This is a genomic window from Actinomycetospora flava (assembly GCF_037400335.1).
Lineage (GTDB): Bacteria > Actinomycetota > Actinomycetes > Mycobacteriales > Pseudonocardiaceae > Actinomycetospora > Actinomycetospora flava.
In genome coordinates this window covers 196765-211337 of sequence record NZ_JBBEGM010000006.1, presented here as the reverse complement: position 1 = coordinate 211337, position 14573 = coordinate 196765, and the positions used below count along the sequence as shown (strand labels likewise).

The 14573-nt window shown below is 73.7% G+C and carries 19 protein-coding genes and 1 tRNA gene; 12 read left to right on the top strand and 8 right to left on the bottom strand.

The features are described 5' to 3' along the window. Positions 1–46 precede the first annotated feature (46 nt). The 5 genes from WCD58_RS16255 to WCD58_RS16235 all read left to right on the top strand — a co-directional run bounded on the left by WCD58_RS16255 (position 47) and on the right by WCD58_RS16235 (position 3855). Entirely contained in the window at positions 47–493 is a 447-nt protein-coding gene (locus WCD58_RS16255) for a hypothetical protein (RefSeq protein WP_337704098.1), read from the top strand. 116 nt (positions 494–609) lie between these two features. Then, positions 610–885, top strand: a complete 276-nt coding sequence (locus tag WCD58_RS16250) for a hypothetical protein (RefSeq protein ID WP_337704097.1) — start codon at positions 610–612, stop codon at positions 883–885. 134 nt (positions 886–1019) lie between these two features. Further along, positions 1020–1706 (top strand): tRNA (guanosine(46)-N7)-methyltransferase TrmB, encoded by a 687-nt coding sequence (trmB, locus tag WCD58_RS16245; RefSeq protein ID WP_337704260.1) that lies wholly within the window; start codon positions 1020–1022, stop codon positions 1704–1706. A 41-nt stretch (positions 1707–1747) separates the two neighbouring features. Further along, positions 1748–2461, top strand: a complete 714-nt coding sequence (locus tag WCD58_RS16240) for an NYN domain-containing protein (RefSeq protein WP_337704096.1) — start codon at positions 1748–1750, stop codon at positions 2459–2461. Positions 2462–2589: 128 nt separating this feature from the next. Further along, the gene (locus tag WCD58_RS16235; protein WP_337704259.1) at positions 2590–3855 is read left to right on the top strand and encodes an amidohydrolase family protein; all 1266 of its coding nucleotides are present in this window, start codon (positions 2590–2592) and stop codon (positions 3853–3855) included. Positions 3856–3868: 13 nt separating this feature from the next. Here the strand turns inward: WCD58_RS16235 and WCD58_RS16230 are convergent, their stop codons facing one another. Continuing rightward, positions 3869–5245 (bottom strand): MFS transporter, encoded by a 1377-nt coding sequence (locus WCD58_RS16230; protein WP_337704095.1) that lies wholly within the window; start codon positions 5243–5245, stop codon positions 3869–3871. A gap of 47 nt (positions 5246–5292) precedes the next feature. Next, positions 5293–5757 (bottom strand): MarR family winged helix-turn-helix transcriptional regulator, encoded by a 465-nt coding sequence (locus WCD58_RS16225; protein ID WP_337704094.1) that lies wholly within the window; start codon positions 5755–5757, stop codon positions 5293–5295. Positions 5758–5849: 92 nt separating this feature from the next. Between WCD58_RS16225 and WCD58_RS16220 the strand changes: the two genes are divergently transcribed. Continuing rightward, entirely contained in the window at positions 5850–7739 is a 1890-nt protein-coding gene (locus WCD58_RS16220; RefSeq protein WP_337704093.1) for a propionyl-CoA synthetase, read from the top strand. On the opposite strand, the gene WCD58_RS16215 is transcribed toward WCD58_RS16220, so the two are convergent. Then, on the bottom strand, positions 7736–8095 hold the full coding sequence (locus tag WCD58_RS16215) for a DUF6841 family protein (protein ID WP_337704092.1): 360 nt from the start codon (positions 8093–8095) through the stop codon (positions 7736–7738). The two genes, WCD58_RS16220 and WCD58_RS16215, sit on opposite strands and share 4 nt — an antisense overlap. Here WCD58_RS16215 and WCD58_RS16210 point away from each other — a divergent pair. Continuing rightward, entirely contained in the window at positions 8094–8534 is a 441-nt protein-coding gene (locus tag WCD58_RS16210; protein ID WP_337704091.1) for a helix-turn-helix transcriptional regulator, read from the top strand. The two genes, WCD58_RS16215 and WCD58_RS16210, sit on opposite strands and share 2 nt — an antisense overlap. Positions 8535–8594: 60 nt before the next feature. Here the strand turns inward: WCD58_RS16210 and WCD58_RS16205 are convergent, their stop codons facing one another. After that, the gene (locus WCD58_RS16205) at positions 8595–9440 is read right to left on the bottom strand and encodes an oxidoreductase (RefSeq protein ID WP_337704090.1); all 846 of its coding nucleotides are present in this window, start codon (positions 9438–9440) and stop codon (positions 8595–8597) included. A 24-nt stretch (positions 9441–9464) separates the two neighbouring features. Further along, entirely contained in the window at positions 9465–9935 is a 471-nt protein-coding gene (locus WCD58_RS16200) for a transglycosylase SLT domain-containing protein (RefSeq protein ID WP_337704089.1), read from the bottom strand. Between WCD58_RS16200 and WCD58_RS16195 the strand changes: the two genes are divergently transcribed. Next, on the top strand, positions 9919–10341 hold the full coding sequence (locus WCD58_RS16195) for a hypothetical protein (RefSeq protein ID WP_337704088.1): 423 nt from the start codon (positions 9919–9921) through the stop codon (positions 10339–10341). The two genes, WCD58_RS16200 and WCD58_RS16195, sit on opposite strands and share 17 nt — an antisense overlap. Positions 10342–10673: 332 nt before the next feature. Here the strand turns inward: WCD58_RS16195 and WCD58_RS16190 are convergent, their stop codons facing one another. Beyond that, a complete protein-coding gene (locus WCD58_RS16190) occupies positions 10674–11609 on the bottom strand; it encodes an alpha/beta hydrolase (protein ID WP_337704087.1) in 936 nt (311 codons plus the stop codon). A 128-nt stretch (positions 11610–11737) separates the two neighbouring features. Here WCD58_RS16190 and WCD58_RS16185 point away from each other — a divergent pair, with 128 nt between their 5' ends. From WCD58_RS16185 to WCD58_RS16175, 3 genes are read left to right on the top strand one after another with little or no spacing between them, the layout of a single operon-like run. Next, the gene (locus WCD58_RS16185) at positions 11738–12094 is read left to right on the top strand and encodes an ArsR/SmtB family transcription factor (RefSeq protein WP_337704258.1); all 357 of its coding nucleotides are present in this window, start codon (positions 11738–11740) and stop codon (positions 12092–12094) included. Further along, complete coding sequence (locus tag WCD58_RS16180; protein ID WP_337704086.1) at positions 12094–12573, top strand: SRPBCC family protein; 480 nt, start codon at positions 12094–12096, stop codon at positions 12571–12573. The genes WCD58_RS16185 and WCD58_RS16180 overlap by 1 nt, the downstream gene beginning before the upstream one ends. A 42-nt stretch (positions 12574–12615) precedes the next feature. Further along, positions 12616–13008, top strand: coding sequence for a DUF6841 family protein (locus WCD58_RS16175; protein ID WP_337704085.1), 393 nt, complete (start codon positions 12616–12618; stop codon positions 13006–13008). Here WCD58_RS16175 and WCD58_RS16170 read toward each other — a convergent pair whose 3' ends face one another. After that, entirely contained in the window at positions 13009–13515 is a 507-nt protein-coding gene (locus WCD58_RS16170) for a GNAT family N-acetyltransferase (RefSeq protein WP_337704084.1), read from the bottom strand. Between the two features lie 107 nt (positions 13516–13622). Beyond that, positions 13623–13696 (bottom strand) — tRNA-Gly (locus WCD58_RS16165). A 271-nt stretch (positions 13697–13967) separates the two neighbouring features. Between WCD58_RS16165 and WCD58_RS16160 the strand changes: the two genes are divergently transcribed. Then, positions 13968–14540, top strand: a complete 573-nt coding sequence (locus WCD58_RS16160; RefSeq protein WP_337704083.1) for a glycosyltransferase family protein — start codon at positions 13968–13970, stop codon at positions 14538–14540. The last annotated feature ends 33 nt before the right edge of the window (positions 14541–14573 follow it).

The window sequence follows — 14573 nt, the reverse complement described above, 5'->3', positions numbered from 1 at the left end:
GTCAGGGGAGACTGCTCACGAACCGTCACCCGGGAGGGAAACGTCCGTGATCGACACCGGCACGTACATCTTCATCGTCGTCGTCGGGGCGATCATCACCCTGGTGGTGGGACAGATCCTCATGCGCTCGGGGATCGGCTTCCTGCGGGACGTCTTCGACTCCGAGGAGGTCGCCCGGTCCACCAACCGCCTGCTCGGTGTGCTGTTCCACCTCGTGGCGCTGGGCTTCCTCGCCCTCATCTCCACCTACCGCCCGTTCGACGTCCAGGGCGACGTGCAGATCATCGTCACCCAGCTCGGCGGCGTGATGCTGGTGCTCGGCATCCTCCACGGCCTGACGCTGCTCCTCCTGGCGCGCGTCCGCAGCCGTCGCCGCAGCGAGACGCTCGAGTCGGAGATGACCGCGCAGTACGAGCAGCAGCGCCGCGCGCGGCAGAGCCCGCGCCAGCAGGTGATCGAGGGCGGCCCCCCGTCCGGCGGATCGCAGAACTGATCAGCGGGCCGCCGCGGGCCGTCCGAGCGCGTTCGATCGCCCGACCGGGGGATCCTCGGCGCCGCCGCTAACCCGCTCCGAGATCGCAGCGATGTGCGGGTGTGACCCTCGTCCCCTTGACCCGTCGTCCGGCGCGTGCAGCGGCCGAGCCGCTGACGATGCCGATGCCGCGGCTCGCCGACGTCGTGCACGCGGTGACCGCGACGTTCGGCTCGCGGGGGTGGACGCTGCGGTTCGGGCCGCACGGCCAGCAGGTCGTCGTCGACCGGCTCGCCGACGCCCACGCCGCCGCCCGCCGCCTCGTGGGCTCGGCGCTCGGCATCCCCGCCGCTGCCGTCCGCATCCGGATCACCCCGGACCGCGAGACCCTCGCGCCGCTGCGGCGCTCCTGAGCCCGGACCCCTCCCCTCGTCGGATCCCGTGTGAAGATCGGGGGGTGGTGGGGCCCGAGCACGACACGCTGCCGACGTCCGGTGACGACGTCCGCCGGCGATCGGTGCTGAGCTTCACCGACCGCGGCGGACGGATGACCGCCGGCCAGCAGCGCGCCTGGGACCGGCTCTGGCCCCACTACGGCGCGATCGCCCCCGGCTTCGACCGGGACGGTGCCGGCCCGCCCCCGCCGGTGCGCGACGGACGGCTCGACGCGCCGGCCTGGTTCGGCCGGGAGGCGCCGCTGCGTCTCGAGATCGGCTCCGGGATGGGCGAGACGACCGCCGCGCTCGCCGCCGCCGAGCCCGAGACGGATCACGTCGCCGTCGAGGTCTACCCGCCCGGCCTCGGGCAGCTGCTCCTGCGCGTCGAGGAGCAGGGGCTGGAGAACCTCCGCCTCCTGCGCGGCGACGCCGTGGTCGTCCTCGAGGACCTCGTCGCTCCCGACTCGCTCGCCGGCCTGCGCGTCTACTACCCCGACCCGTGGCCCAAGCGCCGTCACCACAAGCGCCGCATCGTCCAGCCCGCCACCGTCGCGCTCATGGCGTCGCGGCTCGCGCCGGGGGCGACGCTGCACCTCGCGACCGACATCGCCGACTACGCCGACTGGATGCTCGAGGTCACCGACGCCGAGCCGCTCCTCGACAACCCGCACGGCGGTTTCGCGCCCCGGCCGGAGTGGCGGCCGCGCACCAAGTTCGAGTCCCGCGCCGAGCAGGAGGGACGCCCCAGCCGCGATCTCCTGCTGGTGCGTCGCGCTCCCGGGGGAGGCACGTCCTGAGCACCCGTCGCGTCCGGCGGCGGGCGGTTAGAGTCGGCCCCGTGTCCCCCTCGCCCGCCGACCTGGCCACCCCGCCCACCGCGCTGACCGGCGGCGGGGTCGGTGACGTCGACGCGACGGGCACCGAGCAGGAGACGCCGGAGGCCGGGCAGGAGCCCAAGCCGAGCCGCACCCTGCTCGTCTGGGACGCCCCCAACATCGACATGAGCCTCGGCTCGCTGCTCGGCACGCGCCCGACGTCGGCGTTCCGGCCGCGGTTCGACGCGGTCGGGCGCTGGCTGCTCTCCGAGGCCGGCCCGGAGGGGCTCGCCGAGGCGACGGTGTTCACCAACGTCGTCCCCGGCTCCACCGAGATCGTGCGGCCCTGGGTCGAGGCGCTGCGCAACGTCGGGTTCGCGGTGTTCGCCAAGCCGAAGGTCGCCGACGACTCGGACGTCGACGAGGACATGCTCGCCCACATCGAGGCGCGCCGCGTCGAGGGCGGGCTCGCCCACGTCGTCGTGGCGTCGGGCGACGGCCGCGCGTTCCGCGAGCCGCTCGAGGAGCTCGTCGCGGCGGGCGTCACGGTCACCGTCATCGGCTTCCGCGAGTACGCCGCCTTCGCCGTCGCGTCGGACATCGTGGAGTTCCTCGACCTCGAGGACATCGAGGGCGTCTTCCGCGAGCCGCTCCCGCGCGTCAGCCTCGACACGCTGCCCGACGCGGGCGCCTGGCTGCCGCCGCTGCGCTCCCTGCGCTCGCTGTTGGAGCGCTGATGCTCCGCTCGTGAGTGCTCCGGGTCGCTCTGACGATCCGGAGCACTCACGAGGCCGTAGGCCATCATGGCGCCGTGACCACCGCGCGCCGCCTGCACGCCCCGATCGTCCTGCCCTGCGACGAGGCCATGAGCGTCCTGCGCGACGCGGTCGTCGACGTCGACGACGGCGGGCGGATCGCCCACGTGGGTCCGGCGACCTCGGCGCCGGCGACGGACGCGCCGACCACGACCGTCACCGGGCTGCTCATGCCGGGCCTGGTCAACACCCACGCGCACACCCCGCTGACGGTGCTGCGCGGCAAGGGCGGCGACCTGCCCCTCATGCGCTGGCTCACCGAGGTCGTCTGGCCCGCCGAGGCGAAGCTGGGGCCCGCGGACGTGCGCGACGGGATGCTCGCGGGCACCGCGGAGATGCTGCGCGGCGGGGTCACGACGTCGGCGGAGATGTACTTCCAGAGCGAGAACGTGGTCGACGCGGTGCTCGAGATCGGGTCCCGGGTGGTGCTGACGCCGGGGATCATCACCGCGCCGGGCATGGAGCGTCTGGGCACCTGGCAGCAGATGCGCGACGCGATCACCCGGTGGATCGACGCGGACGGGCTGCGGTTCGGGCCCGGCGAGCGGATCGAGCTGGGCTACGGCCCGCACTCGGCGTACACGCTGCCCACCGAGGCGATCGTCAGCACGGCCGCGCTGGCGAAGGAGCGCGGCGCGCTGATGCACCTGCACGTCGCCGAGGCGCCCGGCGAGGACGACGCGGTGCGCGCGGAGTACGGGTCGGTGCCCGCGATGCTCGAGGCGACGGGCTCGCTGGGCGGGCGGGTGCTCGCCGCGCACGCCATCCAGCTCTCCGACGACGACGTCGCGATCCTCGCCCGCCACGACGTCGCGGTCGCCCACTGCCCGGGATCGAACGCGAAGCTCGCGGCCGGCGTCGCGCGCCTGTCCGACCTGCGCGCGGCGGGCGTCCGCACGGGGCTGGGCACCGACTCGCCGGCGTCGAACGACGACCTCGACCTGTGGGAGGAGCAGCGCCTCGCCTCGCTGTTCGCCCGCCAGCGCGGGGCCGACGCCACGGCGCTGACCGCGGCCGGAGCACTCGCCATGGCCACCCGCGAGGGCGCCCGGGCGCTGGGTCGCGACGACCTCGGCGTCCTCGCGCCCGGCGCCTGGGCGGACCTGGCGCACGTGCGCGTCGACGACGCCGCCTTCGTCGACCCGGACGACGACGACCAGCTCATCTCGAACCTCGTGTGGGCCAGCGGCTCGCGGGGTGTGCGCGACGTGTGGGTGGCCGGCGAGCCGGTGCTCACCGACGGGGTCCCGGCGCGCGTCGACCCCGGCGACGTGCTCGCCGGGGCCCGCCGCGTGGCCGCCAAGGTCCGTATGTGAGTGGTTTCCGCCCCTATACGGTCGACAACCGCTCACGTGGGAGGGCGAGGGCCACGACGAGGGCGGCGGCGAGGACGAGGCCGCCGGCGACGAGGTAGGCGGCGCGGAAGCCGTCGGCCGCCGCGACCGCGGCCAGCACCGCGATGCCGATCGCCCCGCCGACCTGCTGGCCGGTGTTCGCCAGCCCCGAGGTCAGGCCCGCCGTGTCGGCGTCCGCGTCGCTCATGACCACCGAGGTCACCGAGGGCATGACCAGCCCGGCGCCGAGGCCCAGCAGCACGAGCGCCGGGAGGAGGTCGGTGAGGTAGGCCGTCCCCGGGGCCAGGACGAGGACCGCGAACCCCGCCAGCAGCAGCCCCAGCCCGGCGAGCAGCACCCGGCGCGCCGTGAACCGGGCGACCAGCGGCCCCGCCCACCGCAGCGCGACCACCCCGATGATCGCCGCCACCGGGAGCATCGCCAGCCCCGTCTCGCCCGGCGAGTAGGCGAGCACCTGCTGCAGGAACAGCGCCGTGGCGAACTGGAAGCCCATCATCGCGGCCACCGTCAGCACCTGCGCGAGGTTGCCGAACGACACCGACCGCGAGCGCAGGACCGCGGGCGGTACGAGCGGCGCCGCGGCCCGGGCCTGGCGCCACGCGAAGCCCGCCAGCAGCACGACCGCGACCACCCCGGCGACCCACCGCGTCTCGACGATCGCGAACGCCAGCGTCGCCAGCCCGAGCGTGACGAGGGCGGCGCCGAGGAGGTCGGGCCGCGCTCCGGACCGTCGCGCCGGGTCGGGCGCCAGGACCAGCACCGCCAGCAGGGCCGCCACCACCCCGATCGGCACGTTGACCAGGAAGATCGACCGCCAGCCGATCGCCTCGGTGAGCACCCCGCCCAGCAGCAGGCCGAGTGACGCCCCGGCCGCGCCGACGAAGGCGTACGCCCCGAGGGCCCGCGCGCGATCGCGGTCTCGTCGGGTCGAGCTCCGCTCCGCTCCGTCTCCCGCGTCGTCGAACAGCGACACCACCATCCCGAGCACCACCGACGACGCCAGCGCGGCCGCCACGCCCTGCACGGCGCGGGCGGCGACGAGCATCGCCGGCCCGGTCGCCAGCCCGCACGCCAGCGACGCGAGCGTGAACAGGACGAGCCCCGCGACGAGCATCCGGCGTCGTCCGACGAGGTCGCCGAGACGCCCCGCGAGCAGCAACAGCCCGCCCAACGGGACGAGGTAGGCGTTCACGGTCCAGGACAGCCCGGCGGCGGAGAAGCCCAGGTCGTCGCGGAGCGCGGGCAGGGCGACGCTGACGATCGTCCCGTCCAAGATGATCATGAGCATGGACGTGCTGAGTACCGCGAGCGCGAGCCAGGGGGACGCGGTGCGGCGGTCGGCGAGCAGCATGTCCCGACCGTAGCAGAACGTCTACTTCGGAACTATCCTGATTGAACTCATCCTGCGCGGGACGACCGTCGCGGCGGGCGGGCGTCGGCGTCGCCGGCCAGCGGCCCCTCGACGAGCCGGATCAGGCCGTCCACCACCGCGTCGCGGTCCGCCCCGAGAACGCCGAGCACCTCGTCGTAGAGGCCCTGGATCACCGTCGCCGCCTTCTCCACCAGCGCCTCGCCCTCGGCCGTGGTCTCCACCAGGCGGGCGCGCCGGTCGGTCGGCGACGCGACGCGGCGCGCGAGCCCCGCGCGCTCGAGGCCGTCGAGCGTCGTGACCATCGTGGTCTTGTCGAGCAGGGCCTCCTCGGCGAGCTGGCCCTGGGTCCGGCCGCCGGACGACGCCTTGTCGAGCACGCAGTACTGCCGCGCGGTGAGGCCGAGGTCGGCGAGCGCGACGGTCATCCGGGCCGCGAGCGTCTCGCTCGTCTTGTCGAGGAGGAAGCTCAGGTCGGGGGTCACGCGCGCCATGTCGTCAGGCTACGGAACTTTCCGCAACGGGACGATCGGCGTGGCCGTTCGGGCAGTGCGCGGGGTCCGGGGGCGTGGCTAGTGTCCGGACCATGAGTGGCGAGTACCGGCAGGCCTACGACCGCAGCATGAACGACCCCGACGGCTTCTGGCGCGAGGCCGCGGGCCTGATCGACTGGTACCGCGAGCCCGAGACGATCGTCGACGCGTCGCAGTTGCCGTTCTCGACGTGGTTCGCCGGCGGCGAGCTGAACACCTGCCACAACGCGCTCGACCGCCACGTCGACAGCGGTCGCGGCGACCAGGTCGCGCTGATCCACGACTCGCCCGTCACCGACGACCGCCAGCGCTTCACCTACCGCGAGCTGCGCGACCGCGTCGCCGCCTTCGCCGGGGTCCTGCGCACGCACGGCGTCGGCAAGGGCGACCGCGTGATCATCTACATGCCGATGATCCCCGAGGCCGCCGTCGCGATGCTCGCCTGCGCGCGGCTCGGCGCGATCCACTCGGTGGTCTTCGGCGGGTTCGCCGCCCGCGAGCTCGCGGTGCGCATCGACGACGCGAAGCCGTCGGCGATCGTCAGCGCCTCCTGCGGCATCGAGGGCAAGCGGGTCGTCGAGTACAAGCCGCTGCTCGACAAGGCCATCGAGCTCGCCGAGCACGACCCGGGCCGCTCGATCGTCTTCCAGCGCCCGCAGTACGCCGCCGAGATGGGGGAACGCGACGTCGACTGGGCCGAGGCGGTCAAGGACGCCGAGCCCACCGAGTGCGTGCCCGTCGCGGCCACCGACCCGCTCTACGTCCTCTACACCTCGGGCACCACCGGCAAGCCCAAGGGCGTCCAGCGCGACAACGGCGGCCACGCGGTGGCCCTGCGCTGGTCGATGGAGAACATCTACGACGTCGGGCCCGGCGAGGTCATGTTCACCGCCTCCGACGTCGGCTGGGTCGTCGGGCACTCCTACATCGTCTACGCGCCGCTGCTCACCGGGGCGACGACCGTGCTCTACGAGGGCAAGCCGATCGGCACGCCCGACGCCGGCCAGTTCTGGCGCGTGATCCAGGAGCACGGCGTCAAGGCGCTGTTCACCGCGCCGACCGCGTTCCGCGGCATCAAGAAGGAGGACCCGGACGCGGTCCTGCTGCGCGACTACGACATCTCCAGCCTCGAGACCCTGTTCCTCGCCGGCGAGCGCCTCGACCCCGAGACGTGGACGTGGGCGTCGGAGAAGCTCGGCGTGCCGGTGGTCGACCACTGGTGGCAGACCGAGACGGGTTGGCCGATCGCCGCGAACCTGCGCGGGCTCGAGCCCCTGGAGCTCAAGGCCGGCTCGCCGTCGGTGGTCGTGCCCGGCTACCAGGTGGAGATCCTCGACGTCGACGGCACCGTGCTGCCGCACGGCGAGGAGGGCGCGATCACGATCAAGCTCCCGCTGCCGCCGGGCTGCCTGCAGACGCTGTGGCAGGACGACGAGCGCTTCCGCGAGTCGTACATGTCGCGCTACGAGGGCTACTACCTCACCGGCGACGGCGGCTACCTCGACGAGGACGGCTACCTCTACGTCATGGGCCGCACCGACGACGTCATCAACGTCGCCGGCCACCGCCTGTCGACCGGCTCGATGGAGGAGGTGCTCTCCGGACACAAGGACGTCGCCGAGTGCGCCGTGATCGGCGTGCACGACGCGATGAAGGGCCAGGTCCCTCGCGGGTTCGTCGTCCTCAAGGCCGGGGTCGAGCGCGACGAGGCCGAGCTCGCCGCCGAGCTCGTGACGATGGTGCGCGACGAGGTCGGCGCCGTCGCATCGTTCAAGAACGTCGCCGTCGTGCCGGCGCTGCCCAAGACCCGCTCGGGCAAGGTGCTGCGCAAGACCATGCGCGGCATCGCCGACGGCAAGGACGAGGCCGTGCCGTCGACGATCGACGACGCCAGCGTGCTCGACACCCTGCGTCCGGTGCTGCAGAAGGGCCCGGACGCCTAGGTTCGCAGGTCGAGGAGGGTGAGGACGGCGATCCGGTAGCCGTCCTCACCCGCGACGAGCTGGTAGCAGAACCGCTCGGCCGGGCCGTGGCCGTGGTCCCAGGTGACGTCGGCCCAGACGCCGACCGGCCCCTCGCCCATGACCGTGATCGTGGGGTCGGCGGCGTCGATGCCCTCGTACTGCGACCAGGACGACGCGAAGAACGCCGCGGTCTGCGCGCGGTCGGACACGGCGATCGCCTGCCCGGGGAACAGGACGAGCGCGGGCACGGCGTAGAGATCGGCGACGGCCTGCTCGTCGCGGGCCAGCAGGGCCTCGGCGTAGCGGGCGAAGAAGCTCTCGACGGTGTCGGTCATGGTCGCGACGCTAGAGCGCAACCAGGACACGCCGGTGTCGTGTTCTGACGTAGTCTCCGGTCTCGTGGATCTCGCCGCGGCCTCGCGCGACGGCCACCTCGCGCTGCGCCGGGTCGAGCGCCAGCAGCTGGTCGTCGAGCGGCTGCACGCCGCCCGCGGCACGCGGCTGCCGATCCCCGAGCTCGCCCGCGACCTCGGCGTCTCGGCCCGCACGCTGGCCCGCGACGTCGAGCGCCTGCGCGACAGCGGCGTCCCGATCACCGCGCACCCGGGCCGCGGCGGCGGCGTCAGCCTCGCCCATGTCGCCGCCCCCGCCCCGATCCGCTTCGACCTGCCCGAGGCGGCGGCGCTGCTCTCCAGCCTCGCCGTCCTCGGGCCGACCGTCACCCCGAGCGCGGCGTCGGCGATGCGCAAGCTCGCCGACGCCCTCGCCGGGTGATCAACGGGGACGTCGAGTGCGTCGAGGCAGCGAACGCCACGTTCGCTGCGACAGGGGACCTCAGCGCTCGCCGGGCGGGAAGTCCGCGCCGACCGACACGTCGCGCCAGCTCGCGGCCTCGTCGATCCGCTGCTGCCAGAGCTTCGGGGCCAGGTCGGCGGCCATCTCGCCGAGCAGGAGGCGGCGGGGCGGGTTCCCCGAGGTGACGACGCGGATCATCGCCTCGCCGGCGCGGCGCGGGTCGCCGGGCTGTGTGAACGCCTGCGACCCGTCCATCGCCGCGCGCCGCGGCCCCAGGACGTCGTCGTAGGCGTGCATCGGCGTCGCGCGGACCATGCTGCCGCCGTTCCAGTCGGTGCGGAACGGGCCCGGCTCGACGATTGTCACCTCGATGCTGTACGGCGCGACCTCCTGGGCCAGGGACTCCGCCATGCCCTCCAGGCCCCACTTGGTGGCGTGGTACAGCCCGGTGTTCGGGAACGCGCCGACACCGCCGATGCTCGAGATCGGCAGGATGTGGCCGCGCCGCTGGGCCCGCATCGTCGGGAGCACGGCCTGCATCGACCACAGCGCGCCGAACAGGTTCACCTCGACCTGCTGCCGCGCCTCGTCCTCGCTGACCTCCTCGACGCCGCCCGCGAGGCCGTAGCCGGCGTTGGCGACGAGGACGTCGATGCGGCCGGTCTCGCCGGCGATCTCGTTGGTCACCGCGTACACCGCGTGGCGGTCGGTGACGTCGAGGTCGCGCGCGAGCAGCCGGTCGCCGTGCTTCGCGACCAGGTCGTCGAGGGTGCCGGCGTCGCGCGCGGTGGCGACGACGCGGTCGCCGGACTCCAGCACCGTCTCGACGAGGGCGCGGCCGAGTCCCCGGGACGCGCCCGTGATCAGCCAGGTTCGTTCGCTCATGTCTCCGGCTTACCCGCCGGAGGCTCAGTCCGCCCGGCCGAGCCCGTCGTCGGGGATGGCCGCGCCGCCGTAGCCGATGTAGTTGCCCGCCGAGTTGCGCAGGCCGCCGGCCTCGACGTCGTCGATGCTGTGGTTCGCGATCATCGTGCGGACGCCGGCGGTGATGTTGGCGACCGGGTCGAAGATGCCGCGGTCGGCAAGCTCGGGGAGCACCGCGTTGCGGAACGTCGTGTCGATGAGCTGCATGAGCCCCTTCGACGGCGTGCCGGCCGAGGCGTTGGAGTCCCAGTCGTTGACGGCGTTCGCGCGTCCCGTGGACTCGCGCATGATGATCTTCTTGACGCCCGGCGCCAGGCGCTGCGGCAGGCCCATGAGCCCGAGCGCCTTGGCGATCTGGCCGTCGAGCGTGCGCTCGTTGCCGGCCGAGTAGGGCGTCCCGAACTCCAGCGGGCCGTTCTCGCGGGTCACGCTCATCGACTTGATCAGCGAGGACACGTCGTTCTCGTCCCCCGCGCTGGGCTCGTCGGAGTCCGACGACGAGGAGGCCGAGGAGATCGTGGACGCCGGCATCGCGATCGGGCTCACCGAGGAGACGCCGCCGACGGCGTGGCGCGCGGGCGCGGGCTGGTGCTGCGCGGCGAGGGCCAACGAGGCGGTCGCGGCGTCGGGCGTCGCGGGCGCCTCGGCGTCGGCCGTGTGCGTGTCGAGCGTCTGGATCGCCGGGAGGACGGCACCGGCGGCGACGGCCGCGACCAGGATCGAGCCGGTCGTGGAGGAAGAACGGGAGGACCGGGTTTTCCGGGGCTCGGTCCGGGTACCGCTGAGGGAGAACGGAACGGTGTCGGGGTCACCTACTCCGTGTCGGCTCAACCGACACCTCCTCGTCGTCGGGAACAGATGACCCGGCGGTACGAGGGGGAGCCGTCGCCGTGACCATTCCGTGATCGGACGGGTCGAAACATAGCGGCACCGTCGAGGGGCGTCGCGAGCCCCTCCTCGTCCTGGAGTCCCTCGATCAGGGCGATGTCGCGTGTCCGTGGCGCCGAGAGGTCCGGCGGGCGGCCCGAGGCCGCCGATGCGTCCCCGTGCATGCCCGCGGGCGGACGTCCGGGCGCGTCGAGCGGTCGTGCCGGCGACGGGCGGTCGGGTCGTCCGGGCCGGCCCGCGGCCGTGCGGGGTCGGGAACCCTTCGGCGCACGGTGCGGTCGTCCGTCGGGTCGCGCGTGTCGGCGCTCAGGCGGCCAGCAGCTCGGCCAGCGCGTCGAGGGCGCGATCGCCCTCCGCGCGGGCCGCGCTCGAGGCCGCCGCCAGGCCGAAGTACCCGTGCACGAGGTGCGCGCCCTCGAGGCGCCGGACGGCGACGCCCGCGGCCTCGAGCGCGTCGGCGTAGGCGCGGCCCTCGTCGCGCAGCGGGTCGAGCTCCGCGGTGGCGACGACCGCCGGGGCCACGCCGTCGAGGCCGTCGGGGTCGCTCAGGGGCGCGAGCGCGGGGTCGACGCCCAGACCGGGCTCGGGCACGTAGTGGCCCCAGAACCACGCGAGGTCGTCGTGGGTGAGGAACGGGCCCCGCGCGTTCCCGGTGATCGACGGCGAGCTCATCGCCGGGTCGAGCCCGGGGTAGAGCAGCAGCTGGGCGTCGACCCGCGGGCCCCAGTCGCGCGCCAGCAGGGCCGCGCCGGCGGCGAGCCCGGCGCCGGCGCTGTCCCCGCCGACGACGAGGCGGTCCGACGGCCGCAGCGTCGCCGCCCAGCGCAGCGCGGTGTGCGCGTCGGTGACCGGCGCGGGGTGCGGGTGCTCCGGGGCGAGCCTGTAGTCGACCGAGACCACCGTCGCCCCGAGGTGGGTGCACACGCGCCGCGCCGCGCCGTCGGCCGTGTCGAGGTCGCCGAGCACCCAGCCGCCGCCGTGCAGCCAGACCACGGTGATCGCCCGCTGCTCGCCCGGCGGCTCGTAGATCCGCACGGCGACGTCGGCGTCCTGGCCGGTCACGACGTCGTCGTGCACGGACCCGACCGCCGGCGCCTCGCCGCGCCGGATCAGCGCCAGCTCGCGGTAGCTCCGCCGCGCCTCGGCGACGTCGTCGCGCCAGAGCGGCAACCAGCCGTCGGCCTCGAGGCGGGTGATGGCGGCGGCGAGCTCGGGGTCGATCGTGGACGCACCGTCGGTCATGGTCGGCATCCTGGGTTCTCGCCCGTCGGCCCGCTCGCTCGGACCGCATTCAACTCAGGGGTTGAACAAGTGTCCGCTCGGCGCTATCGTCTTCGTCAACCGCAAGGTTGAGCAAGGAGTGAGTGAGCGTGGACGACCAGCTCTCCCGGGTGTTCTCGGCCCTCGCCGATCCCATCCGGCGCGACATGGTGGCGCGCCTGGCCGATGCCGACGCCGGCGTCAACGAGCTCGCCGAGCCGTACGACGTCAGCGTTCAGGCCGTCTCCAAGCACCTCAAGGTGCTGGAGGAGGCCGGGCTCGTCACCCGCACGCGCGACGCGCAACGCCGGCCGGTCCACCTCGAGGCGGAGGTCTTCGACCTGATGACCAAGTGGATCGAGCGCTACCGGCGCCAGGCGGAGGAGCGCTATCGCCGTCTCGACGACGTCCTCGCCGAGATGGACACCGACACCGCAGCCCCCGACCGACAACGAGGAGCATCCTGATGAGCACCACGACCCGCGAGACGACGATCACCGCCGACCCCGCGGCGCCGACCGTCCGCATCACCCGCGAGTTCGACGCGCCGGTCGCGAACGTCTTCCGCGCCCACGTCGAGCCCGACCTGGTCAAGCGATGGCTCGGGCCGCGCGGCCTGACGATGGAGATCGACCGCTTCGACGTCGTGACCGGCGGCTCGTACCGCTACACCCACCGCGACGACGACGGCGCCTACACGTTCTACGGCTCGTTCCACGAGGTCCGGACCGATGAGCGCATCGTCCAGACCTTCACCTTCGAGGGCTTCCCCGACTCCGTGACCCTGGAGACGATGACGTTCGTCGACCTCGGCGACGGCCGCACCCGCCTCGAGGGCCTCTCGCTGTTCGAGTCGACCGACGCCCGGGACGCGATGATCGCGAGCGGCATGGAGATCGGCGTGAACGAGGGCTACGAGAAGCTCGACGAGCTGCTGGCCGGGTAGTCGCCCGATCGCCGCCGGGGCGACGGGGCAGGATGCGCACGCGTGGACACCAACGACGTCACGACGTGGTTCGCGGCCTACCTCGACTGCTTCGTCGCCCTCGGCCGCGGCGACCGCGACGACGTCGAGTCGATCCTCGACTACTACGGCGTCCCGATGCTGCTCAGCGCCCCGGGTGCCACCGGCTGGCTGCACGAGCCGGAGCAGGTGATCGGCGTGATCCGGGGACAGGTCGAGGGCCTGCGCCACGTCGGGTTCGACAGCACGGTCGTCCAGGACGCCGAGACGGTGCTGATCAACGACAGCTGCGCGCGGTACGAGGGGCGTTTCCTGCGCCTGGCCGCCGACGCGTCGGTGATCGCCGACTTCCGCGGCAGCTACCTCATCGCCGACGGCTCCGAGGGGCCCCGCATCGCCGCGCTGATGGTCGGCTGATCAGAGCTCCTCGAACGGCGCGGCGTAGCGGAACGTCCCCCGCGGCGCGTCCCGGGTGAACGCGCGGACCTGGAAGTGCGGACCCCACGCCGGCTCGGGCGCCGTCACGCCGTGGTCGGCGCCGGGCCCGAACCCGAAGCGCCCGTAGAACGCCGGCTCGCCGAGCAGGACGGCGAGCTCCTCGTCGCACGCCTCGGCCGCCCCGAGCAGGGTGTACATGAGCGCGGTGCCGATGCCGCGGCCCTGCCGGTCGGGGCGCACGGCGACCGGTCCGATCCCGAGCGCGGGCCGCTCGCCGGCCCGTCCGCGGGTGGCGACGACGTGGCCGACGACCTCGCCCTCCTGCTCGGCGACCAGCGAGAGGCGCGGGATCCAGCCCACGTCCTCCCGCAGGCGGTCGAGCAGCCCGACCTCGACGGGGATCATGCCGTCGCCCGCGTCGAACGCGCCGGCGACCACCGCCCGCACCGCCGGGAGATCCTCGGGCCGCTCGCGTCGCACGATCACGCGGGGCAGCGTGGCGGGGGTGCGGGGAGCGCGCAACGACGTTGCGAACGACGACGGCCCGCCCCCGAGTAATCGGAGAACGGGCCGCTGACCTGCGAGGACGAACGTGGAGCGAGTGACGGGAATCGAACCCGCGTTCTCAGCTTGGGAAGCTGATGTTCTACCATTGAACTACACTCGCGCGTTGCTCCCAGGAGCCTACACGGCGCTTCGGCGTCCGGGCGGAGGGGCTGGTCCGGGGTCGTTCGATCCGGCGCGGGGCGCAATCACATGCTTGTGGTTCACCGCTCGATCACGGTGCGATCACGAGTCGACTGCGAGTGGATCGCACGCTGCGTGACGACGCGTTAGGTCGACAGGGTAGATCCGGGAACAGGCACTCCTGTTGGGGCTGCCCGTCGTGTTGGCTGGTCAGCGACATGCCAGTGGAGAGCCCGGGGGAGGAGGACGCCATGACTGCCCGTGAGCAGCACGAGCGCTCCCTCCCGGAGATGTTCGTCATCGTCGCGTCCGCGGAGGACGCGAACGCCCTCGCCGCGCTCGGCGAGCGCGACCCCGAGGTGTGCCCCGTCCTCGTCGCCACCGGGCCCGACCCGATGGCGGTCGACGAGGTGCTCGACGACCTCGGCGCACTCGCGGGCCGCGTCCTGCTCGTCGAGACGCCCGACGCCGGGCCGGCCGCGGAGGTCGCCGCGATGCTGCCGCGGCTCGACGCGCTCGTCGGCGACGACGCCCCGGCGGTCGTGCTCGTCCGCGGCGGCTCGTCCACGGCCCTCGCCGCCACCCAGGCCGCCGTGTGGCGCGGGGTGCCGGTGGTCGCCGTGCCGGTCGAGGGCCGGTCCACCGTGGAGACCGCGAACCAGGCGGCCATCGCGGCGCTCGTCGCCACCCAGGACGCGCCCGACACCGAACCGGAGCACGTGCGCGCGGCCGCGGCGGCGCACCGCCTCGTCCGGGAACGTCCCGAGCCGGGCAACGGTCCGCGCGTCGTGCGCCTCCCGACGCATCGCACGCTGTCCGCCTGACGAAGCGTCACCCTCAGCGACCAGAGTGCCCGA

Coding starts and splice junctions, on each gene's coding strand:
- trmB (WP_337704260.1), top strand. CDS start 1,020: ATGACCGCCGGCCAGCAGCGCGCCTGGGACCGGCTCTGGCCCCACTAC.
- WCD58_RS16235 (WP_337704259.1), top strand. CDS start 2,590: ATGAGCGTCCTGCGCGACGCGGTCGTCGACGTCGACGACGGCGGGCGG.
- WCD58_RS16230 (WP_337704095.1), bottom strand. CDS start 5,245: ATGCTGCTCGCCGACCGCCGCACCGCGTCCCCCTGGCTCGCGCTCGCG.
- WCD58_RS16225 (WP_337704094.1), bottom strand. CDS start 5,757: ATGGCGCGCGTGACCCCCGACCTGAGCTTCCTCCTCGACAAGACGAGC.
- WCD58_RS16220 (WP_337704093.1), top strand. CDS start 5,850: ATGAGTGGCGAGTACCGGCAGGCCTACGACCGCAGCATGAACGACCCC.
- WCD58_RS16210 (WP_337704091.1), top strand. CDS start 8,094: ATGGTCGCGACGCTAGAGCGCAACCAGGACACGCCGGTGTCGTGTTCT.
- WCD58_RS16215 (WP_337704092.1), bottom strand. CDS start 8,095: ATGACCGACACCGTCGAGAGCTTCTTCGCCCGCTACGCCGAGGCCCTG.
- WCD58_RS16205 (WP_337704090.1), bottom strand. CDS start 9,440: ATGAGCGAACGAACCTGGCTGATCACGGGCGCGTCCCGGGGACTCGGC.
- WCD58_RS16190 (WP_337704087.1), bottom strand. CDS start 11,609: ATGACCGACGGTGCGTCCACGATCGACCCCGAGCTCGCCGCCGCCATC.
- WCD58_RS16180 (WP_337704086.1), top strand. CDS start 12,094: ATGAGCACCACGACCCGCGAGACGACGATCACCGCCGACCCCGCGGCG.
- WCD58_RS16160 (WP_337704083.1), top strand. CDS start 13,968: ATGACTGCCCGTGAGCAGCACGAGCGCTCCCTCCCGGAGATGTTCGTC.